Consider the following 21,395-nt stretch of genomic DNA (forward strand, 5'->3'; position numbering starts at 1 on the left):
AGCTTGTTTGCGAACCGAAGTTCGCTATACTTGCACGCTCGTTGTTCAGTTTTCAAGGAACAATCCCGTCGTCGTCGGCAGCACTGCCGTCCGAACAGCGACTTTATGAATATAGCACATTCGCCTATTCGATTGCAACACCTTTTTTCTTCCACTTCCTTCGGTACCACTGCATGGTCTCGGAAGCAGACTCTTAATCTATCACAGACATGGCAGAGGGGTCAACCGCCACTATTATCCAGCCAACAGAGCTACAAAACGAACAGCTTCAGCCCTACAAGCATCGCCACGCCAGGGACGCCCAATACGACAACCGAAGCGACGGTCGGCATGTTGATCGGAATACGGAAGCCCGTATAGACGCTGGCCAAATTCAAAAAGTACAACAAAAAAGCGGCCACGACGATATGCAGCATCGTATAAGCCAGCCAGGAACGCGCCTGCCGATTGCGAAGCAGCAACACGATCAGCAGCAGCAAGGAAACGGCGAACAAGACCGTAACGACCAGATTCACCATTACCCTTCCACCACCTTAGCATGTCCAACTTGCAGCACATGAAGCTGCTGAGCCTTGGCTTTTCTCAATAGCATTTCATACCGTTTCTCCGCCGCCTCCAGGGCGAAAATCGCATAATCGATCTCATCGCGCTCGACCGCGTAATCGAGATGGCGATGCGCATTTTTCCAATCCTGCAGGGCCGCCTGCACCTCGACCAGCAGCTGCTGCTTGTCCGGCAAACGGTCGTCCTGTTCCTCCCGCGGCGGAAACCAGCTTTTCCAAAACGTGAACCAGCGCATACCGTCACTCCTTATCTATGAATGATCGCTCATTCTATAAATATGGCAACGGGCGCATTCTAGAACCAGCAACGCGAAAAGAACCCCGACCGAACCGCCATCCAAGCGGGCCAGCCGAAGTTCCTCAAAAAACTGCGCAGCTATTAAAAATCGATCGCGTTATAGCAGCTCCCGGCGGCCTTCCAGAGACTTGGAGAGCGTCACCTCATCGGCATACTCCAAGTCCCCGCCAACCGGCAACCCATGCGCGATCCGGGTCACCTTGAGCCCAAACGACTTGACGAGCCGGGACAAGTACATGGCGGTCGCTTCCCCCTCCAGATTCGGGTTCGTCGCGAGAATGAGCTCCTGCACCTGATCGTCGCCGAGGCGCCGAAGCAGCTCCGCCATACGAATATCGTCCGGCCCGATCCCTTCCATCGGCGAGATCGCCCCATGCAGCACATGGTAGTAGCCGTGGAATTCCTTGGTCCGCTCCAGGGCGACGAGATCCTTCGGCTCCTGCACGACACAGATGACCGAAGCGTCGCGGCTGCGGTCCGAGCAAATGCGGCACGGATCCACATCCGTAATGTTGCAGCACACCGAGCAGTAATGCAGATTGCGCTTAACGCTGACGAGCGCCTTGGCAAAATCAAGCACGTCCTCTTCCTTCATCCGCAGCACGTGAAAGGCGAGCCTGCCAGCCGTCTTCGGACCAACACCGGGCAAGCGGGAGAATGCATCTATGAGTTTCGCGATCGGTTCCGGGTAATACAATGCATAAACCCCATCTCGTAATTAGTCCATCATCCCGGCGATACGGGACTCCGGCTGGAACTTTAGAACAAGCCCGGCATCTTCATGCCGGCCGTGAATCGGCCCATATCCTTCTCGGCCAGCTCCTCGGCCTTCGTCAACGCGTCGTTGACCGCCGTCAGCACGAGGTCCTGCAGCATTTCCACATCGTCCGGATCGACGGCTTCCGGTTTGATGACGATGTTCGTAATTTTGCGATGACCCGTGGCTGTCACCGTAACGACGCCGCCGCCGGACGAACCTTCCACGAACTTCGTGGCGAGCTCCTCTTGCGCCTTCAGCATTTGCTCCTGCATCTTCTTCACTTGCTTCATCATTTGGTTCATGTTGTTCATGCGTATGCATCCTCCTTGGGGATCCTCCCGGATCCTTGGTATTAGTCTTTGATCACCACGAGATCCTCGCCGAACAGCTGAATCGCTTCATCGATCCACTCTTCCTTCGGCGCGCCGGCGGCGGCTCCCTCTTCGCCATCCAAGCGCAGCTCCTCTGCGGGCTCTTGGGCGCCGGACTGCGCGTCCTTCCATTCCTTCATCATGACGGTGGCGAGCTTCAGCTTCGCCCCGAGCAGCTCGCTCATCACCTGCTCGATGAGCTCCTTGTGCGCCGGCTTCTCCGTCGTGTCGCGGTGCATGCCGCTCTTGAAGGCGAGCAGCACGGTATCGCCGGAGGCGGCGACAGGCTCGCCGTCCACGAGCCAGGCGTGCACGGTAATCCGGCGCTCCTTCACCTGCTGCAGCACTTGGCTCCACTTGGCCAGCGCTTGCCGGTGCAGCTCGGCGTCCGCCTGGGTCAGGAACGCATCCAGCTTCACCGCCGACTTCCGCACCGCCGGCGCGGCACCCGCACCCCCGCGGGCTGCCATCGGCGACGGCCGGGCGGCCTCCGGCTCGCGCCCGCCCGCGGCCGCCGGCACGCCGGTCTGCATAAGCTTCGTCAGCTGCCGCTCCAGCAGCTCAACCTTCTGGCGAAGCGCGGCCAGCTCGCCCGCAGCGGACGCGCCGGCCGAACCGGCGCCAGACGCTCCAGCCGCCGCAGGTGTGGCTCCGCCCGCACCGGCTCCGACTGCCGAGCTTCCGCCGGTCGCCGTGCAAATTTTCATCAGCGCCACTTCCAGCATCGTCTGGGGCTGAGCGGAATATTTCATCTCCGTCTGGTACCGGTTCAGCACGTCGATCATCTCGAACAGCTGCTCGGCGGTGAACCGCTCGACCCAGGGCTGTGACTCCGAACCGGCCAGCACCCGCTCGGTCATCCCCTGCGCCTGCGCGCCGGGAACGAGCTTCAGCATGAGCACGTCGCGGAAGTAGTAGATCAAGTTCTCCATGCATTTCTCGGCGCTGCGCCCTTCCTGCATGAATCCTTCGACCATCGCCAGGCAAGCGGCGATGTCCTGTGCCGCTATCGCGCCCGCCAACCGGCCGAACTGTTCCGAGGAAATGCCTCCGGTAATGGCGAGCACCGCCTCGTACCGGATCTCGTTGCCGGTATAGGCGATGATCTGATCCAAGACGCTCAGGGCATCGCGCATCCCGCCGTCCGACAGCCGGGCGATATATTGAAGCGCCTCCGGCTCGGCCTGAACGCCCTCCTCGCGGCAGATGAGCTCCAGCCGGCCGACCTGCTCCTCGAGCGAGACCCGGCGGAAGTCGAAGCGCTGACAGCGCGAGATAATCGTGGCCGGCAGCTTGTGCGGCTCCGTCGTCGCCAGGATGAACATGACGTGGCGCGGAGGCTCCTCCAGCGTCTTCAGCAAGGCATTGAACGCCTCGTTCGTAAGCATATGCACTTCATCGATAATATACACTTTTTGCCGAACTTCCGTCGGAGCGTACTTGACCTTGTCGCGAACCTCGCGGATTTCCTCGACGCCCCGATTGGAAGCGGCATCAATCTCCACGACGTCCATAACGGCCCCGTCCGTAATTCTACGGCAAGCCGAGCAAGCGTTGCAGGGCTCCTCCGCGGGTCCGTTCTCGCAGTTGATCGCTTTGGCCAGCACCCGTGCCACGCTCGTCTTCCCGGTCCCCCGAGGTCCGTTGAACAAATACGCGTGCGACATGCGCCCTTCCCGCAGAGCGTTCTGCAGCGTTTGGGTGATGTGCTGTTGTCCGACGATATCCCGGAATGCCTGCGGTCTATAGGTGCGGTATAATGCAATGTGCGCCATAAGAATTCTCCCGATCATTCGCGTGATGGTAAGGCAGCCTGACCGGCAATGCCGCGTATTCCTGCGGCCCCCGCCCATTCAGGCATATCCATTCCATTATACTATATCCGTGAAACGTTGACCAACGCCGCCCCACACTTACGAGCGCACATATGGCATCGACACGGTGAACGTGGTTCCGAACCCTTTGGACGAGACGCGGATGTGGCCGCCGATATCGTGAATGATCCGTTGGCAGACCGACAGCCCGAGCCCCGTACCGTTCTCTTTGGTCGTAAAGAAAGGATCGAAAATCTTGTCGATGAGAAACGCAGGAATGCCCGGCCCCGCATCGTGAATATCGACATGCACCTTTTGCTCCGCGGGATCGACCCGTTCCGTTACCGTCAATGTCCCTCCTGTCACCATCGCTTCTATCCCATTTTTGCACAGGTTGATGAATACTTGCTTAAGCAGACTTTGATCGGCGATCACTTCGGGCATCTGGTACACGGACTGATACCGAATCGTCACATTGTGCAGAACCGCCTGGTTATTGATGATGGGGAGCACTTCGCGGATGACGGCTGACATATCGATGCGGTCATAGGATACGTCGCGGGGCTTGCTGAGCAGCAGAAACTCGTTAACCAATTCGTTGATCCGATCGATCTCCGATAGCATCAGTTCGGTGAACCCGAACTCCTTCTCCATCCCCGAGCTCTCGAACGTACGCTGGAGCACTTGGAGGAAGCCCTTGATCGAGGTGAGCGGATTGCGGATCTCATGGGCGGTACCCGCCGCGATCTGGCCGATCATCGCGAGCCGGTCGCTGCGCTGCACCTGCTGCTCGAGCGAACGCAAATTCGTCACATCCTTGAACATGACGTAGGCGCCTACAATGTGACCGCTCTCATCTCGGAGCAGGTTGGAATCGAGCAGCAATTCGTACCGCTCCGCGTTGTTCGTCCAGCTGACCGCATGATTGCGCACAACCACGCCGTCCAGCAGCGTCCGCTGGACCAGCCGATGCTCCTCGGGCACGACCTCGAACACTTCGTCCACCGGTCTATACAGCGCCCGAGCCTTGTCAACCCCAAGGATCCGGCACGCCATCTCGCTGATATCCACGAGGGTGAAGTGCTCATCGATCAGCAGCACGCCCATGTTCACATCCTTGATGAACATCCCGGCGAATTGCTGGAGCAAGCTCGGGCCGGCCGCGGCAAAATCATGCAGCACCACTAGCCGGTATTCCCGTTCATCGGTCTCCGCGAAGTACACCGTCCGGTACCCCTTCAGCAGAGCGCCGGATCCGGTGCGCAGCTCGATCGGGCGGGCCGACTCCGGACCGATGCAGCCGGATGCATCCACGGTCAGCGGATGCTCCGGGAACAAGTCGTCAAGCGTACATTCGGTGAGATCGTGCATCTCCGTGAGCGACGTCAGGCGGGCATTGCTGTCCAGAATCGTCCCGCAGGCGTCTGTCCATACCGCCGGGTGCGTCAACAGCTTATGCAGGTAGATGTGCAAATCGTCTTCAGACAAATGGAGTTTATGCAGCAAAGTATTGACCACCTTTACGTACAGGTTGCCTATCCATAAATCTATCCAGCAGATCTATCCATAAATATACAATTCGCTACAGTATAAGGTTTCCCTTTTTTACACGGTAAAACAAAAAAACACCGCAGGGAGCCCCTCCAGTGTGTCTGTATACTCTATGAAACCGTGCACCTGATGTTGATCGATGCGATCCAAGCGTTACCTCTACCGGTTAGCTCGAGTTAGGCTGCCCCCCGGCACATGAACGATCCTGCTTACGGCTGCTTCCTTCCGGACCTGACCGGGTTCACAGGTGCTCATTGCGGAGGACCCGACTGTCAACACTACGTATAGAGGGCAGGCCTTACATCGACAAGACCTTCAATCAGGAATTCAACCCCGCTACAGCGGATTGCGGGTTACAGGGCACCGCTACCTCCCCATCTAGCACGGTAAAACTAAGTATAGCGGATCAAGGTCCAAATAGCAACCTGAAGCATCTGTTAAGAAACCCAGGGATTTGGAGCAATCCGCCTCAATCAGCCATCTACCAACAACCGGATTCCGTCGAAGGGCGGCTATCGGACGGTGACATGAAACACATAGCGCGGCATCGCTTTGGTCAGCTCCGCGACCGCCCCTTGGCGAATGCGTTCCCGCTCCTCGTCCGAAGTGCCTGCCGGCACGTAGAGCTTGACTTTCGCCCGCGATCCATTGAGGTTGATCCGGGACCGGCTGATGCCCGGGACAAGGGCGAGCGCGCCCTTCATCATATCCGTATCGGATTGGTACGTATGCGCCGTAGGGCTGATGGGCAAGCTCGGGTTGCCGTTCGTTACGCCCAGGTAACCGTCGCCCGAATACGACTTAACTTGCCGAGTCTTGGCCGTACATCCCCCGGCCGCCACGAGAGTCGCTGCCAGCAAGCCGAACGCCGCCATCCGTGTATACCGCATGTTCTTGGCCATAAAAAAACAACCTCCCTTTGCCATTAGGATGGCCAAGAGAGGGTGCAGTATGCTTATGAAATCGCAGGAAACGGCATTCGATCTTATACGCCGTATTTCTTCTTGAATTTATCAACACGACCGCCGGCATCGATAAACTTCTGCTTGCCTGTGAAGTGCGGGTGGCAGGCCGAGCAAATTTCCACACGAAGGTTTTGCTTGATGGAACCCGTCTCGAACGTATTGCCGCAAGCGCAAGTCACCGTCGTAATGTTGTACTTAGGATGTGTGTTAGCTTTCATTGAACTTCACCTCTTTCCGCCCTGGATCAGTTTGTCGAACCAGAGTTATATAGACACATAACGCGATTATAGCACGCAGGAACAGCCTGCGCAACTGTTTTGTACGCTTCCCGGCTGCTTCCTAGCTGGGATTCGCTGGAGCATTGACCAAGCCCGGAGGCACATGCGTGTAGCTGCCGATGACGACATCCGGCAATTCGGAGCGATAGATGTCGAGCATCTGCTTCATGCCGTAGATCTCGCCCTGCGGCGGTGGAATAAGCGCCAGGTAACTCTCAGGGTCGATGTTCAGGTTCCGCATCTGTATGAGCCGCAGGCCCGTTCTCCGCACGAAGCCGAGCATCGCTTCGATCTCCTCCTCGCGGTCGGTAACTCCGGGGAAGATCAAGTAATTGATCGACGTGTATACCCCGCGGTCCGTAGCGTAGCGAAGCGACTTCTCCACATTGGCGAGCGTATACGCGCGCGGCTTGTAATACGCGTTGTAATGCGCATCGATCGCACTGATGGTGCTGACCCGCATCAGATTGAGCCCGGCGTCCACGATGCCGCGGATATGATCGGTCAGCCCGGCATTCGTGTTGATGTTGATGTACCCGAGCTTCGTCGCTTCGCGCACCCGCTTGATCGCCGGAATGATGAGCGCCGCCTGTGTAGACGGCTCGCCCTCGCAGCCCTGGCCGAAGCTGATAATGCTCTCCGGCGTCTTCAGGTGCTCGAGCATGATCTCCGCGATCTCGTCGACCGTAGGCTTGAAGTTCATGCGCGTCTGCGGCGCCGGGAACCCGCTGTCGTCCGGCTGCTCCGAGATGCAGCCGAAGCAGCCGGCGTTGCACGAGTACGACACCGGCACGGCTCCCTCCAGCCGGTTCAGGAACGTGTTCGACGCGGTCAAGCATTCATACCCGAGCGCGCAGTTAGACAGGTGGGCATACAGCCGGTTGTCCGGGTACTGCTCGGTGATCCGCTTCACCTGCCGCTCGAGCACGTCGACGTCGCAATTGCGCGGATTCCACGGCTCGGGGTCGTCGGTCGCATCCGCCGCCACGAAGAAGCCGCCCTCTTTCCACACGACGGCGGTATAGCCGAACAGCGGGAACTTCTTCTCCTTGTCCGTCTTCACATACCCCGGCAGGAGCAGGCGGGTGAATCCTTGCGGCAGCAGAGCACCTACCGCAGCATAGCCCTCGAGGGGCTCCATCCGCCCGGCGTCCTCGTTCCATCCGATCGGACGAGTATCCGGCAAGCTGACGAGCGTCGCCCCCTCCGGAAGGGGAATCAGCTCGTCCTCTAAAATCTCCGTAATCATGTCCCCGCTGCGGCCCAGTCCGAGCAGCTCGGGGTGGTCGTACACATTCCCTTCCGCATCGGCATACACGAGATACATACGCTTCCCCCTCTTCTACTGACTGTTGTGCGGCCTAGGAGGCGGAGTGCTTAACCCGCTTGGAATCCGGCTTCCCGTCCGGTCTCGCTTCCAATGTAGCCAGGAATTCGGCATTCGTCTTCGCTTCTGCGATTTTCTTGATGAGCGATTCCGTGAACTCATGGGATTCGTTCATATTTTTGCGGATCGCCCAGATTTTATCCAGCTCTTCCTTCGTCATGAGCATTTCCTCGCGCCGCGTACCGGAACGACGAATGTCGATGGCCGGGAAGATGCGGCGTTCGGCCAGCTTCCGGTCGAGATGCAGCTCCAGGTTGCCCGTTCCTTTGAATTCTTCATAGATCACATCGTCCATCCGCGAACCGGTCTCTACGAGCGCCGTCGCCAGAATGGTCAAGCTGCCGCCTTCCTCCACGTTGCGCGCCGCCCCGAAGAACCGTTTTGGCCGATGGAACGCCCCCGGATCGATCCCCCCGGTCAGCGTCCGTCCAGACGGCGGAATGACCAAATTGTAGGCCCGCGCCAAGCGCGTGATGCTATCGAGCAGAATAACTACGTCCTTCTTATGCTCCACAAGCCGCTGCGCCCGCTCCAACACCAGCTCCGCCACCTTGATATGGTTCTCCGGCAGCTCGTCGAATGTCGACGCGACCACTTCCGCCTTCACGGAACGCTGCATATCGGTGACTTCCTCCGGCCGCTCGTCGATGAGCAGCACGAACAGTTCCACTTCCGGGTAGTTGGTAGAAATGCTGTTGGCGATTTCCTTGAGCAAGAGCGTCTTCCCTGCCTTCGGCGGAGCTACGATCAAACCGCGCTGCCCCATCCCGACCGGGCTTAACAAATCCATAATTCTTGTGGAAAGATTCGTAGGGGTAGTCTCTAATACAAACTTCGTTTGAGGATAGAGAGGAGTAAGAGCTGGGAAATGAAGCCGTTCCGCCGCCGTTTCCGGCTTTTCGCCATTGACCGCTTCCACTTGGAGCAAGCCGAAGTACCGTTCGTTTTCCTTCGGAGGTCGGCACTTGCCGGATACGATGTCGCCGGATCGAAGATCGAACTTGCGGATTTGGGACTGGGAAATATAAATGTCCTCGGAGCTCGGCAAGTAGTTGATCGGCCGCAGGAATCCGTAGCCTTCCGACAAAATATCGAGCACGCCCTGCATGAACATGAGCCCGCCCTTTTCCGCTTGCGCCCGCAAGATCGCGAAGATCAGTTCCTTCTTCTTCATTTGGCTGTAATACTGAATCTGGTGCTCTTTCGCCAGCTTGTAAAGGTCGGTGAGCTTGAGCGTTTCCAGCTGCGATAATTGCATATCCATCGTCATTAACCACCACACTATTATATTTTCAAGTCCGGTCTATCTATCAAAACATCATTGCCGAATTGAGACGAATCTATTCTTCCTCCCCGACCCAGATCTCCGCGCCCAATCCGCGCAAATTCGGGACCAGGTTCTCGTAGCCCCTGTAAATGTACTCGGTACCGGTAATCTCCGTCACACCCTCCGGAACGGTCAGACCGGCGATGAACAGCGAGGCGCCGGCGCGAAGATCGGTCGCTTTCACCTTGGCCGCGTTCAGCACGCCGCCTTCGATGACGGCCGAGCGGCCCTCGACCTTGATCTTGGCCCCCATGCGCACGAGCTCGGGCACATGCTTGAACCGGTTGTTGTACACGAAGTCGGACAAGATGCTGACACCCTTCGCTTGCGTGAGCAAGCTCGTCATCGGCGACTGCAGGTCGGTGGCGAAGCCCGGATACACGAGCGCCTTCACGTCCACACTCTCGTACTCCGGCTGCCCTACGACGCGAATGGCCTCATCCATCTCATAAATATGGACGCCCATCTCTTGCAGCTTCGCCGTGAGCGCCTCCAAGTGCTTCGGGATGACGTTGTCTACCAGCACGTCCCCTCGCGTCGCAGCGGCGGCGATCATATAAGATCCGGCCTGGATGCGGTCCGGAATGATAGAATGGCGGCACCCGCGCATCGAATCGACGCCTTCGATCCGGATCGTCTCCGTGCCCGCCCCCTTGATTTTGGCGCCCATGGAGTTCAGCAGGGTAGCCACATCTATGATTTCAGGCTCTTTTGCCGCATTTTCGATCAAAGTAATGCCTTTGGCCCGCGAAGCGGCCAGCATAATATTAATCGTGGCCCCCACGCTCACCACGTCGAGGTAAATCTTCGCGCCCCGCAGTTCCCGGGCCCGAATCCGAATCGATCCGCCCTCATTGGACACTTCAGCACCCAATGCCTCGAAGCCTTTGATATGCTGGTCGATCGGCCGGGGCTCGAAATTGCAGCCGCCCGGAAGACCGATGGTCGCTTCTCCGAAGCGTCCCAGCATGGCGCCCATCAAATAATAGGAAGCTCGTAATTTTTTCACATTGCCGTTCGGCATTGGAATTGATTTCATAGAGGACGGATCGATTCGCATCGAATCTTCGTCCCACGTGACCACGGCTCCAAGCTCAGTCAAAATTTCCTCATAGATGCCAACGTCGCTGATCCTCGGCAAATTGTCGAGCACGACCGACGTTTCGGCCAATATCGCTGCCGGAATGAGCGCCACTGCGCTGTTCTTCGCTCCACTGATCGTGATGGTGCCCCTAAGCGGACGTCCTCCGGCGATCATCAATTTTCCCGTCATGCTTCCCTTTCCCCCTAGAAGACACAAGAAGAGAAAGGGAAATCCGCCCCCTCCCGGCGGCGAATTCCCCATTCCATCTCTAAGCTTGATTGTGGCTGCCGAATAAACGAATCTTGGCTTTGACGACTTCAACCATAGCTTTTCTAGCTGGGGTCAAGTATTTGCGCGGGTCATACACCTTCGCATCCTGGCTGAGCACTTGACGGATCGCGTCCGTGCAAGCCACCTGGTTCTCCGTGTTGACGTTGATCTTGCCTACGCCGGCTGCAATGGAGAGACGAATCGCCTCATCCGGCACGCCGGAACCGCCGTGCAGGACGATCGGTACCGGAACCGCCTTCGCGACTTTCTCGATGATATCGTAATGGATTTTCACTTCGCCCTTGTACATCCCGTGTGCCGTACCGACCGCAATCGCGAGGCAATCGACGCCGGTCTCTTCGTAAAACCGGATCGCTTCCTCCGGCTTCGCCAGGTTCGCATGCTCCTCGTCCACGCTGATGTCGTCCTCCACACCGCCGATGGTGCCGAGCTCGCCTTCTACGGATACGCCCATCGCGTGAGCGGCCTTCACGACTTCCTTCGTCAAGCGAATGTTCTCTTCGAGGGAGTAGTGGGAGCCGTCGAACATCACGGAGCTGAAGCCCGCGCGAATACACTTCATCGCAACCTCGAACGAGCTGCCGTGGTCCAGATGGAGGGCGATCGGCAGACCGGACTTCTTGGCCGCCGCTTCGGCAATCGCCACGGTATACTCCATCCCCATGTACTTCAATGCGCCTTCGCTAACGCCAAAAATAAAAGGCGATTTCTCTTCGATCGCCGCATCGGTAATGGCTTGAGCAAATTCCAGGTTATTCATGTTGAATTGACCGACGGCGAACTTGTTCGCTTTGGCCTTCGGCAAAAATTCGTTCATTGACACGAGTGGCATTGGGAATCCTCCTACAATTTATTGAAAGACTGGTTGCCGTGTAAAGCGCCGGGCTTGGACTGTCGCCATAACACGGAGAATATTATACCACAAACCGCATGAAGAAGAAAAAAGAAAATGGACCCTGAAAGCCAATTCAGGATCCAATAGCCAATTTGGGCGAATCCGGCGAAGGCCGAAGATGCTTGTTCACCGCGCCTCGGAGGTCATCAATGTCGAACGGCTTCGTGAAATGCATCAAGGCGCCGAGCTCCGTCGCTTCCTTGATCATGTCCAGCTCGCCGTAGGCCGTCATCATGATGACCTTGATCGAAGGGTTGATCTGCTTGATGTGCTTCAGTATGTCCAGCCCGTCCATCCCCGGGATCTTCATGTCAAGGAGCACCAGATCGGGCGGGTCCTTGCGCACGATATCCAAGGCGATCTTCCCGTTAGACGCCTGGGACGTGAGGTAACCTTCGGAGCTGAACACTTCCACTAGCAGCACGCGAATGCCGTTCTGATCGTCGACGATCAATACTTTTCTCTTCTCCAATACGATTAACCTCCCTGTTCAAAGCCGACTAAATGAAACGAACGAGATCTCTGCCACCTGTACTAGGAAGGTATTCGCTATGAAAGCCCGGTTTCCTGCCGTCCTTGAACAATCTTGAAAGGTTTTACAAAAAAAGTTATGGAATTTTTTAGAATCGGCGCCTTACCTCGATTGGCCGTAGTCCAGAGCAGCGCGTACGAAATGCTTGAACAACGGCTGCGGACGGTTCGGTCTCGAAGTAAACTCCGGATGGAATTGTACGGCCAGGAACCAAGGATGGCCCGGCATCTCGACGATCTCGACCAACCGGCCGTCCGGGGAAGTCCCGGAAATTTTCAAGCCCGCCGCCTCGATCAGATCGCGATACTCGTTGTTGAACTCGTACCGATGGCGATGGCGCTCGTAGACGAGCTCATCCTCGTAGCAGCGCATAGCCAGCGTGCCTTCGGCGATTTTGCAAGGGTACAGCCCGAGACGCATCGTCCCGCCCAGATCCTCGATCTCCTTTTGCTCCGGCAACAGGTCGATGACCGGATATGGGGTCGTCGGCTGAATCTCCGAGCTGTTCGCCCCGGCGAGACCCGCCACGGAACGCGCGAATTCGACAACGGCAACCTGCATGCCCAGGCAAATGCCGAAGAACGGAATGTTCCGCTCGCGGGCATAACGGATCGCCGAGATCTTGCCCTCGATCCCCCGATCGCCGAACCCGCCGGGGACGAGAATCCCGTGAACGCCGCCCAGCAGCTCGTCCACATTGTGGTCGTAGACTTCCTCCGCATTCACCCAACGGATGTTCACTTCCGAGTTGCAATCGATGCCGGCATGGCCAAGCGACTCCACAATGCTCAGGTAAGCGTCGTGCAAGGCGACATACTTGCCTACGATCGCGATCTCCGTCGTATGCTGCAGCTGCTTCACCCGCTCGACGAGCTGCTCCCATTCCCGCATATCCGGCGGGTGGTTGAAGCCCTCGAGCTTCAAGTGGTTGACCACGATGTCATCCAACCCTTGGGCACGCAGGATCATCGGCACTTCGTAGAGGGTCTCCGCGTCCTGGCATTCCACGACCGCGTTCGCGTCGATGTCGCAGAACAGCGCGAGCTTGCGCTTCATCTCTTCCGCGAGCGGATGCTCCGTCCGGCAGACGATGACATTCGGCTGAATGCCGATGCTGCGCAGCTCCTTCACGCTATGCTGGGTCGGCTTCGTCTTCACTTCTCCCGCTGCCTTGAGATACGGGATCAAGGTCACGTGAATATACATCACGTTGTCCCGCCCGATGTCGCTCTTGATCTGACGAATCGCTTCCAGGAACGGCAAGCTCTCGATGTCGCCCACGGTACCGCCGATCTCAGTGATGACGACGTCGGAATGCGTCTCGCGGCCGGCCCGGAACACCCGGTCCTTGATCTCGTTCGTAATGTGCGGGATGACCTGAACGGTCCCGCCTAAGTAATCGCCCCGGCGTTCCTTCGTAATGACGGAGGAATAAATTTTGCCGGTCGTCACGTTGCTGTTCTTGGACAAATTAATGTCGATGAAGCGCTCGTAATGGCCCAGGTCCAAGTCCGTCTCCGCGCCGTCGTCCGTCACGAACACTTCCCCGTGCTGATACGGACTCATCGTGCCCGGATCCACATTAATGTAGGGATCGAACTTCTGGATCGTAACTTTGAGCCCTCTATTCTTCAGCAATCTGCCGAGGGAGGCCGCGGTAATCCCTTTGCCCAAGGACGACACGACCCCGCCGGTTACAAAAATGTATTTGGTCACTGTGGTATACCCTCCGTTCGGTCTGTTCCAGCCTTGAGGACTTGCAAAGATCACCGTACAAAAAAATAAAAAGCACACCCGTTTCCACGGGGCACTTTCTAGTGACGTTCAATATTGAACGGAATGTAAATCTGTAGCCCAGAGAATAGTTTACCCATTTGAGTGAGGTGTGTCAAGCAAACCGCCCGACCCATTGTCCGGAATTATTTGTCGTCCTCGTCGTCGTCGTCCGAGCCTTCTCCATCTTCCTCGTCTTCATCCGAATCTTCGTAATCGCCGTCTTCCTCTTCGCCTTCTTCGATCTCGTCCATCTCTTCGTCCACGACTTCGTCGATGCCCTCGCCGTCGATCGCTTCCTCATCCACTTCGGCTTCGAAGAAGTCTTCCTCGTCACCCTCGAAGTCGCCGCGCTCGCCGTCTATGCGGCCGTACTCGCCTTCTTCCTCGGTGTACGTCTCTTCTTCCTCGGCGTAGTAGTCTTCCTCATCGTCGTCATCGTCGTTGATAATGCGTGGATGCTTGGAGTTGTTCACGCCGTCCTCGGATTTATCCACCGGATACCAGCGCTTCAAGCCCCACAGGTTCGTGCCCACGCAGGCGAAGCGGCCGTCGATATTAATTTCCGTATATAATTGCGCAATTACATTCATGACTCCGTCATCGGTCAATTCTTTCAGTTTCGCGATTTCTTGCATCAGGTCCCGGTAATAAAGCGGGGAATTGGACGCCTTCAGCACCTCGAACGCAAGGTCCACCATCGGCATTTCCCGGGCTTGTTCCGGAGTGATTTTGAGCGTATACGCGCTGCTCATTGGGCTACACACGTCCCTTCGACAATTCGTTTAATCTGCATAGCAATGCCTATCTTTCTAAAATACCCAATATCTTCATTAAGTAAAACCTATTTTATATAAAAATGCAACTGGGCTGCTGAAATTACCAATTGGCCGAATCGGCACGCAGAACGGGCGAAACGGAAGACAAAGAGAGACTGCCGGGAAGACAGCCTCAAGAGGGTTCTGTTTCTTCTATAAAAGCCGGACGGCGCGGCAGCCCTTATGCCCGCAGTACTTGACCGTCCAGGAGCAGCCGGTCGCGCAGCTCGCCATAGTCTACGTCCTGGAGCCCGCAGCTTCGCTCCAGAGCGATAGCCGCGGCGGTGGCGGCGGATTGGCCGAGCACCATGAACACCGGCTCCATCCGGATCGAGCCGTAAGCGATGTGGGAGGCCGACAGGCAGACCGGGACGAGCAGGTTGGCGCACTCGTCGGCCTTCGGCACGATGGAGCGGTACGAGATCGGGTAGGGGCCGGTCGGGTTGATCTCGACATTCCCTTCATTGATGCAGCGGCCGTCCAGCACAAGCCGTCGGCAATTGTGCGAATCCATCGTATAGGCGGCGAGCCCGATCGAATCGCCGGCGACCTCGAAGCGGCGGCAATGCCGCTCCGTCATCACATAATCGGAGACGAGACGCCGGCCCTCGCGCACGTAGAGCTGGTGCGGCCAGCCGCCCGTCGCCCGGAACTCGTCCGCCGGCAGCCCCCACTGGCGCACGGCCGCCCGGATCGCCGACGGAACGCGCTCGTCGTTCGCCAGGAAGTACAGCATGCCCATGTTGTAGTGCACATGGTCCTGGTAGATGCGCTCTCGTGTCACGTAATCCGCTTCCGGCCAAGCGTGGTTCGCTCCGATATGATCGGTCGACACTCCGCCCCAGTTGTTCAGGTCGCTCTTGCCTTGCGGCATGAGCTTGTTCAGCTGCATCGCGTCCCACACGCCGGCCCGTATGTAGCGAAGCAGCAGCTCGAACTGCGACGGTTCATAGTTCGGCGGCTCCGGGAACGGGATCCGATTCGAGACCACATTCGTCAGGCAGATCCGGAAGTTGTACGCTTGCACGGACCGGTCGCCTTCTCCCTGAACGCCAGGCTCTACGTCCATGATGCCCGGCAGCAGCCCGCTATCCGGCTTGCCCTCCGACATGTACGGATCGACCCAGGCGGTGAAGTTGTGCTTCGGATGCCCGAATTGAATGCCGTTTAGGATTTCGCGATACACGGAGTTGGACTCCCGGCCTACTGTATAGGAGACGCCGGCTTTGGCGAACAGGTCGCCCTCATAGGTGGCATCCAGGAACATGGCGCCCCGATAGACCGTTCCGTCCTCCATCGCCATCTCCACGATGCGGTTGCCTTGTTTGGCAACGCGAGCCAAATGCTGTTCGAAGCGAACCGGCACCTCGGCCCGCTCCATCCAGGCGGCGAAGATGCGCTCCGCCACGTGCGGCTCGAACGCCCACGCTGCGCCATCGGGCTCTTCGCCGCCGTAGATCGTGCCCAGCTCGCGATAGAACTCGCGGGCGATGCCGCCGATGGCGGTCTTGTTGCCGATGTCGGTGCGGCCGAGCCCGCTGGCCGTCATACCGCCGAGATGGCGGCCGAATTCGGCGATGACCGCGCGCAGCCCCATCCGCTTCGCCTGCACGGCGGCGGCGATACCGGCGGGCGTGCCGCCGTAGATCACCAGATCCGCTTGTATGAGCTCGGGCTGGCGGTTGTGGGGCGAAGCCGGCTTGTAATAGTAAAGTTGCGTGAAATCCGCCATCTTCTTATTCGCTCCTATCTGCGCGTGATTGCTATAAAGGCTAGAGCATCATCGTGATCGCTCAACCGGTCACTTCCGCCGTGCCGTGCAGCCGGGTGCCGTCGGCGAGCACGATCTCATACGGATACGGAGCGCCGGACTGAACATGGAAGTGCGCGGAATCCAAATCATACGTGATGCGCGCCAGCCGGTCGACATCGCCAAGCCAGACACGGAACGGCTTCGTCACCAGATAGCCGCCTACGACGAAGCTGCCCCGCCGCTCAATCTCGATGGGCACCCGGTGGCGCTCCTTGTTGACGCGCTTGTTCGTCTCGAGCCGGGTGCGCTGCTCCTCGGTTATGTTGTCCGCGTGCCCGAAGCCGCCGACGCCCTCCATGTCGTCATAGAGCACGAGATCGGCGCGTCCCAGCCGGTTCATCTGCTCGACGTACAGCCGGCTCTGGACGACCGGCACCCGATCGTCCCGGTCCCCGTGTGCGATATAGAGCGGGGTGCGCTGATTCTCCGCCAAGTGCAGGCCGCTGCGCGCCATATAGCGCTCCGGGTCCTGCTCCGGCGTACAGCCGATCCAGACGTCCATGTCGTCGCGGAATTCGCCAAGCTCGTCGTTCGCGTACCAAACGGCATAATCGGAGATGCCGTACAGCGCCGAGGCGGCGGCGAACAGGTCCGGGAACTTGTTGACCGCCGCCAGGACGTTGCCCCCTCCCCCGCTGCCGCCCTCCAAGTAGACGACGGCCGGGTCGAGCAGCCATTCCCGATAGGCTCCGCGCACGAATTGCACTGCGTCATAGATGTCCATCAGCTCCAACCCGTTGCAGTCGGCATCGCCCTGGGAGAACGCCCGTCCGCGCATATCGACCTGGACAAGAACGTAGTCGTTGTCCGTGACGGGCTCCTCGCGCCGCTGCGGCTTCGGCATGCTCATGTGCCAGCCATGCAGCTGCACGAGCATATACCCGGGCCGCAACGGCTTGATGACATTAAGCCCAAGCCGGATCCCCGGGGTGACCGAAGACGGATACGTGCGGTAATCCTGGTAAGGCGATGTGAATTCCGGCAGAAGCGTCTTCGCCTCGCGGATTCGATCTTCATAAATGTCGTACATGCCTGCCTCCGCCTTTTCGTGATGGTCTCTTCGGATTAAGCTCCGCTTCCGAGCCACGTACCGACGGCATTTGTGATCTCCCATCTCCCGTCGGCCCGGCCGAGCAAGCTGATCGCGCTGCCCGGTGCCGAAGCGGACAATTCCGCGCCGGAGCCCAGCGGGTTCAAGATCGTACCGCCTGCAGCCGGCTGCACCGTAACCGCAAAGGGAGCGTCCACCAGGAAGCTGTAGGTATAGCCGGCTTTCGCCACCGGCAGCTTCAGCACGATGCTTTGCGCTGCGCCGGCATTCGTAATTTTATGCCCCGTGTGGCTCGGACTGACGTCTCCGGATGCGATATAAGAGGCAACCGGCAGCACCCGGCTCTCCGTCTGGACTTGCTCGGCGATCGGGTCCACGTAGCAGAGGGAGTGATTCGTCCCTCCGGACACGCGGCAGTTCGTGAACGCCACGTCCTTGATCACTTCCGTCTTATTGCGCTTCAGCGAGAAGCCCCGGCGAATCAACCCAGCCGCGCGGCTATCGATAGACTCGCAATCGAGGAAGGCGACATTGCCGATCGACAGCCTCACTTGCTGCGGCACCGTCGTGACGATGAACGAAGACCCGTACCCATAAGGATCCTCCGGCTGGTTGACCGTGTTGCAATTGATCGCCCGGCATCGCACGTACAAGCGCCTCACGCTGTCGGCCGAGCACGACAAGTCGGAGAACCCGGCATACTGCTCGTTCTCGGCGATGCAGTCGATCAGCTTCACCTCGCCCTGCACGCCCTTCGTCCCGTCGCCGCCGTAATTGACGGAGTAGCCGAACGAGTTCGCTTTGGTCCGGCAGTTCTCGAAGGTGATGTCCACCCGCTCGCTAGTGGCCGTCGGCTTGAGCAGCGTTACGAGGAAGCCCCGGCCGGTGTTCCCTTCCGCCGCGCAATTCACGAAGCGGATGCCTCGGATGAGCTCCACCGCACTGTTCGGCTCGATATCGACCCCGCTCTGAGGCGCCGTCCCCTTCGTATTCGTGAAGCGGCAGCCTTCAACCAACAACCCGTCTACGGATATGATCGACATCCCTTGCCGGCGATTGTTGTTCGCGATGCAATTGCGGATGACGATGTTCCGGCTGTAAGGCGTTGCCGCCTCGTAAGCCCCGATATAGAAGCCGTCTCCGCCGCTGTCATTGGCGCTGACGTTCTCGATCGTCACATTCTCCGAGCCGCTGATGTCGAAAATATGGGCCTGTTCGCCGGACGTAAACGCAGCCTTGTTCATGCGGAACACCGCGCCGTTCCCGATCAGCGTCACATTCTTTGCATCCTTGATGCGAATCATCCGTTCATAAGGCGCCGTGCGCCGCAGCGTATCGACCGCCTGGAGCACGGTGCCCGGCTCCAGCTCGATCGCGATGTTGCTCGGGACGAAGAGCTGCCCCGTCAAGTAATAGGCCCCCTGCGGCCTGGCTATGTAGAGCTTGCGGCCGGCCGCCGCATACAGAGCGGCCTGAAGTGCCGCCGTATCCGGGGTTACCGCGTCGCCCTTCGGCCCGAACCAGGAAGCGAATATCGTATCCCCCAACACCCGCTTGAACCGTTTGCCGTTGGAGGAGACGAGCACGGTGCCGGTGTTGTCCGGCGTCGCCGTATCCGTCGCATCGTAGAGGAACAAGCCTTCCTGCCCCTGGTCGAGTACATAGTAGCCATAGTCTGCGAGCGGATCCGCCGTCAGGCGCAGCTCCGCAACCGTCGTCGTAAGGCAATAGTTCAGGCCGAGCAAGTCCTTCCAATGATCCGGCCCGTTATTCGCCGGACCATAGACCGAGCCCGTCACGGTCGTGTCAGCGTTGGCATAAGCCGCGCCCAGACCTACGCTCTGCATCAAGCCTGTAGCGGCAGCCGCCGCCCCCGCAATCCCGAGCGAGGCGAGCAGCTTCCTGCGGCTCAACTGTGGTCCCTTGCCTTCCGTCTCCACCGAATGCTGCGTGTCCAACTCATGCTTCATCCTAATCTCCCTCTCTCTTTTAAAATGAGTTCGCCTTACGAATCGCAGTCGAATGCACATCCTTGCTAGAATTAAAGCAGAGTAGTGGTCAACACGCCGGCATTGTCGACGGAGACCGCATACCGGGAACCGTTAGGCGCCCGCAGCGTCAGAGACGCTTCTCCGACGTTCCCGAACGGCTCCCATTCTCCCGGCGCCGTCGCTTCGCCTACGCAGAACCAGCCTGCCGGCGCCCCGGCCGCCGGCAGGGCGTTCAGCAGCACCGAGCCTCGCTTCCAGACGCCGGTCGTCGGCGGGGCCAATCCCCAGCCGGCGAAGGCGCCCTTCGCGTAGACGTCCGGAGCCGCCCATCGGCTCAGAGCGGCGGCGTTCGTGACGACCGTCCCGCTGCCGCTGAAGACGTTGTTCGCGGTGATGCGCAAGTCCGACCCGGCGGCGGCCGCGTCCAGCTGCACGTGCTTGCCCGAGCACTCCGTGCTGTTGCCGTCGAACAGCGCGTTCGTGACGACCGCGCCGATCCAGTACCCGACCGTGCCGTTCAGCAGCTGATTGCCGGCGATCAGGTGGCGGCTCGTGGCCGTCGTCCCGGCGAAGCGCACGGCGCCGTCAGTCGAACCGACATTGCGGATGCGATTGCCGATGAACTGAACCGCCTCGCAGCTCTGGAACGTGACGGCCACGGCACGGCTCGACTCGATCACGTTGTCCCGCACGACCGGCGCGAGCGTCGAGGAAATCGACCAACCGGCGGCCCCCGTCGCATAGTCGCGGTTCCCGCTGATCTCGAGACCGCTCACTACCTTCGAGGCCAGGATCATCCGAGCATCGGAGACGGAGCCGTAAAATTCGTTGTCCCGGATCGTGACGTTCTCGGTATCGCCGGGAGCCGAGTTGCAGCGAAAGAAGTAGCGGGAGCGTCCGCGATTGTTCGCGATCCCAATTCTTGTATTGCGGAAGCTCGTATTCGGGTTGTAGGAATTGATCCAGTAGATCTCGCTATAGAACTCGTTGCCCTCTATCCAGATATCCTCAACCACGTCCGAGCCCGTGGCGGAGGCGTTCGGCTCCAGATCGATGCAAGCCACGTAAGGGTACGGATCGGACATGTAATTGCCGCGAATCCACACCGCCTTCCCGGAGACGACCGCGACCGCGCACCGCCGCGGATTGCTCAGCACGTTGCCTTCGACATGGATATTCTCGCTCGGGGCGGCATAATCGGAACCGATGTAGACACAATCGCCATAGGGAGCGTCGAGCCAGTTGCCCTGAACATGGACGTTCTTGGAATTGGCAATGCGCACGAGATGGGACTGCTCGTCGAGCGAGCCGCCCGTGTACTTGCCGTTCAGATGCAGGCCCGTCACGGCCAATCCGCCGCCGGCATAGCCTTCGATCCGGAGCATGCGCTTAGCGGCCGACCCGTTAGCCCCGTCCATCCAGAGCTCGGGCATCCCCACTCCCACGATGGAGTTCGTCAGCGTGATAGAGCCGGTCAGCCGATACGACACGGCAGGCTTCGGCACGAGCATGGCCTTCCCCGTTGCCGCCGCGGCCTGGAACGCCGCGGTGTCATCCGTGACCCCGTCTCCGGCGACCCCATAATCGAACACATTGGCCCAACCGTCGTCGACGCCGCTCGCCGTGAGACTGGAGATCGAGACCGGGCCCGGCTGTTCCGTCGCCCCGCCTCTGCTTTCCATTAATGACAGTCCCGTCGCTGAGGCCGTCCTCGGCAATACGCCCAGCAGCAACCCGGCACAAGCCATGGAGCCTAAGGCGGTCAACATTTTCCTTCTACTTAGGTGCAGGTTCTGTGGAGTTGGATCGTTCACATCGTTTGGTCCCATGCGA

At 58.9% G+C, this 21,395-nt stretch carries 19 protein-coding genes and 1 other RNA gene; all 20 read right to left on the bottom strand.

The annotated features are described in order from the left end of the window. Positions 1 to 251: 251 nt before the first annotated feature. Positions 252 to 518 (bottom strand): pro-sigmaK processing inhibitor BofA family protein, encoded by a 267-nt coding sequence (locus ACI5FR_RS18640; protein WP_405456998.1) that lies wholly within the window; start codon positions 516 to 518, stop codon positions 252 to 254. Then, complete coding sequence (locus tag ACI5FR_RS18645) at positions 518 to 799, bottom strand: DUF2508 family protein (protein ID WP_405457000.1); 282 nt, start codon at positions 797 to 799, stop codon at positions 518 to 520. Before ACI5FR_RS18645 ends, ACI5FR_RS18640 begins: the two co-directional genes overlap by 1 nt. Before the next feature lie 159 nt (positions 800 to 958). Next, complete coding sequence (gene recR / locus ACI5FR_RS18650) at positions 959 to 1,558, bottom strand: recombination mediator RecR (RefSeq protein ID WP_405457002.1); 600 nt, start codon at positions 1,556 to 1,558, stop codon at positions 959 to 961. Between the two features lie 62 nt (positions 1,559 to 1,620). Then, positions 1,621 to 1,932, bottom strand: coding sequence for a YbaB/EbfC family nucleoid-associated protein (locus ACI5FR_RS18655; RefSeq protein ID WP_405457004.1), 312 nt, complete (start codon positions 1,930 to 1,932; stop codon positions 1,621 to 1,623). 41 nt (positions 1,933 to 1,973) lie between these two features. Continuing rightward, positions 1,974 to 3,767, bottom strand: coding sequence for a DNA polymerase III subunit gamma/tau (dnaX, locus tag ACI5FR_RS18660; RefSeq protein WP_405457007.1), 1,794 nt, complete (start codon positions 3,765 to 3,767; stop codon positions 1,974 to 1,976). 138 nt (positions 3,768 to 3,905) lie between these two features. After that, positions 3,906 to 5,312 carry an ATP-binding protein gene (locus ACI5FR_RS18665; protein WP_405457009.1) on the bottom strand — a complete coding sequence of 469 codons (1,407 nt, stop codon included), beginning with the start codon at positions 5,310 to 5,312 and terminating at the stop codon, positions 3,906 to 3,908. A 163-nt stretch (positions 5,313 to 5,475) separates the two neighbouring features. After that, positions 5,476 to 5,744: signal recognition particle sRNA large type (gene ffs / locus ACI5FR_RS18670), an RNA gene on the bottom strand. Positions 5,745 to 5,869: 125 nt separating this feature from the next. Continuing rightward, a complete protein-coding gene (locus ACI5FR_RS18675; RefSeq protein WP_405457010.1) occupies positions 5,870 to 6,259 on the bottom strand; it encodes a hypothetical protein in 390 nt (129 codons plus the stop codon). Positions 6,260 to 6,342: 83 nt separating this feature from the next. Next, positions 6,343 to 6,540 (bottom strand): 50S ribosomal protein L31, encoded by a 198-nt coding sequence (gene rpmE / locus ACI5FR_RS18680; protein ID WP_405457013.1) that lies wholly within the window; start codon positions 6,538 to 6,540, stop codon positions 6,343 to 6,345. 121 nt (positions 6,541 to 6,661) lie between these two features. After that, positions 6,662 to 7,927, bottom strand: coding sequence for a radical SAM family protein (locus ACI5FR_RS18685; protein ID WP_405457015.1), 1,266 nt, complete (start codon positions 7,925 to 7,927; stop codon positions 6,662 to 6,664). 34 nt (positions 7,928 to 7,961) lie between these two features. Then, positions 7,962 to 9,251: a transcription termination factor Rho gene (rho, locus tag ACI5FR_RS18690; RefSeq protein ID WP_405457017.1), complete on the bottom strand. Its 1,290-nt coding sequence runs from the start codon at positions 9,249 to 9,251 to the stop codon at positions 7,962 to 7,964. A gap of 76 nt (positions 9,252 to 9,327) precedes the next feature. Beyond that, complete coding sequence (locus tag ACI5FR_RS18695) at positions 9,328 to 10,587, bottom strand: UDP-N-acetylglucosamine 1-carboxyvinyltransferase (RefSeq protein ID WP_405457020.1); 1,260 nt, start codon at positions 10,585 to 10,587, stop codon at positions 9,328 to 9,330. A gap of 79 nt (positions 10,588 to 10,666) precedes the next feature. After that, positions 10,667 to 11,521: a class II fructose-1,6-bisphosphate aldolase gene (gene fba, locus ACI5FR_RS18700; protein ID WP_405457022.1), complete on the bottom strand. Its 855-nt coding sequence runs from the start codon at positions 11,519 to 11,521 to the stop codon at positions 10,667 to 10,669. 136 nt (positions 11,522 to 11,657) lie between these two features. Then, a complete protein-coding gene (locus ACI5FR_RS18705; RefSeq protein WP_405457025.1) occupies positions 11,658 to 12,056 on the bottom strand; it encodes a response regulator in 399 nt (132 codons plus the stop codon). Positions 12,057 to 12,218: 162 nt separating this feature from the next. After that, positions 12,219 to 13,832, bottom strand: a complete 1,614-nt coding sequence (locus tag ACI5FR_RS18710) for a CTP synthase (RefSeq protein ID WP_405457027.1) — start codon at positions 13,830 to 13,832, stop codon at positions 12,219 to 12,221. A 203-nt stretch (positions 13,833 to 14,035) separates the two neighbouring features. Next, a complete protein-coding gene (rpoE, locus tag ACI5FR_RS18715) occupies positions 14,036 to 14,644 on the bottom strand; it encodes a DNA-directed RNA polymerase subunit delta (RefSeq protein WP_405457029.1) in 609 nt (202 codons plus the stop codon). Between the two features lie 244 nt (positions 14,645 to 14,888). Continuing rightward, on the bottom strand, positions 14,889 to 16,439 hold the full coding sequence (locus ACI5FR_RS18720) for an FAD-dependent oxidoreductase (protein ID WP_405457032.1): 1,551 nt from the start codon (positions 16,437 to 16,439) through the stop codon (positions 14,889 to 14,891). Between the two features lie 61 nt (positions 16,440 to 16,500). Further along, positions 16,501 to 17,550, bottom strand: coding sequence for an alpha/beta hydrolase family protein (locus ACI5FR_RS18725; RefSeq protein ID WP_405457034.1), 1,050 nt, complete (start codon positions 17,548 to 17,550; stop codon positions 16,501 to 16,503). Positions 17,551 to 17,585: 35 nt separating this feature from the next. Then, entirely contained in the window at positions 17,586 to 19,541 is a 1,956-nt protein-coding gene (locus ACI5FR_RS18730) for a right-handed parallel beta-helix repeat-containing protein (RefSeq protein WP_405457036.1), read from the bottom strand. Between the two features lie 71 nt (positions 19,542 to 19,612). Continuing rightward, a complete protein-coding gene (locus tag ACI5FR_RS18735) occupies positions 19,613 to 21,391 on the bottom strand; it encodes a right-handed parallel beta-helix repeat-containing protein (protein WP_405457039.1) in 1,779 nt (592 codons plus the stop codon). Positions 21,392 to 21,395: the final 4 nt, after the last annotated feature.

The sequence above is a fragment of the Paenibacillus sp. HJGM_3 genome (assembly GCF_045062745.1).
In the GTDB taxonomy this organism is placed as follows: domain Bacteria; phylum Bacillota; class Bacilli; order Paenibacillales; family NBRC-103111; genus Paenibacillus_AA.

What these genes read in the sequence shown, in the direction of transcription:
- ACI5FR_RS18695 (WP_405457020.1), bottom strand. Translation starts at nt 10,587, where the DNA reads ATGACGGGAAAATTGATGATCGCCGGAGGACGTCCGCTTAGGGGCACC.
- ACI5FR_RS18730 (WP_405457036.1), bottom strand. Translation starts at nt 19,541, where the DNA reads ATGAAGCATGAGTTGGACACGCAGCATTCGGTGGAGACGGAAGGCAAG.
- ACI5FR_RS18735 (WP_405457039.1), bottom strand. Translation starts at nt 21,391, where the DNA reads ATGGGACCAAACGATGTGAACGATCCAACTCCACAGAACCTGCACCTA.
- ACI5FR_RS18645 (WP_405457000.1), bottom strand. Translation starts at nt 799, where the DNA reads ATGCGCTGGTTCACGTTTTGGAAAAGCTGGTTTCCGCCGCGGGAGGAA.
- ACI5FR_RS18685 (WP_405457015.1), bottom strand. Translation starts at nt 7,927, where the DNA reads ATGTATCTCGTGTATGCCGATGCGGAAGGGAATGTGTACGACCACCCC.
- fba (WP_405457022.1), bottom strand. Translation starts at nt 11,521, where the DNA reads ATGCCACTCGTGTCAATGAACGAATTTTTGCCGAAGGCCAAAGCGAAC.
- rho (WP_405457017.1), bottom strand. Translation starts at nt 9,251, where the DNA reads ATGGATATGCAATTATCGCAGCTGGAAACGCTCAAGCTCACCGACCTT.
- ACI5FR_RS18725 (WP_405457034.1), bottom strand. Translation starts at nt 17,550, where the DNA reads ATGTACGACATTTATGAAGATCGAATCCGCGAGGCGAAGACGCTTCTG.
- ACI5FR_RS18655 (WP_405457004.1), bottom strand. Translation starts at nt 1,932, where the DNA reads ATGAACAACATGAACCAAATGATGAAGCAAGTGAAGAAGATGCAGGAG.
- rpoE (WP_405457029.1), bottom strand. Translation starts at nt 14,644, where the DNA reads ATGAGCAGCGCGTATACGCTCAAAATCACTCCGGAACAAGCCCGGGAA.
- rpmE (WP_405457013.1), bottom strand. Translation starts at nt 6,540, where the DNA reads ATGAAAGCTAACACACATCCTAAGTACAACATTACGACGGTGACTTGC.
- ACI5FR_RS18720 (WP_405457032.1), bottom strand. Translation starts at nt 16,439, where the DNA reads ATGGCGGATTTCACGCAACTTTACTATTACAAGCCGGCTTCGCCCCAC.
- dnaX (WP_405457007.1), bottom strand. Translation starts at nt 3,767, where the DNA reads ATGGCGCACATTGCATTATACCGCACCTATAGACCGCAGGCATTCCGG.
- ACI5FR_RS18640 (WP_405456998.1), bottom strand. Translation starts at nt 518, where the DNA reads ATGGTGAATCTGGTCGTTACGGTCTTGTTCGCCGTTTCCTTGCTGCTG.
- ACI5FR_RS18675 (WP_405457010.1), bottom strand. Translation starts at nt 6,259, where the DNA reads ATGGCCAAGAACATGCGGTATACACGGATGGCGGCGTTCGGCTTGCTG.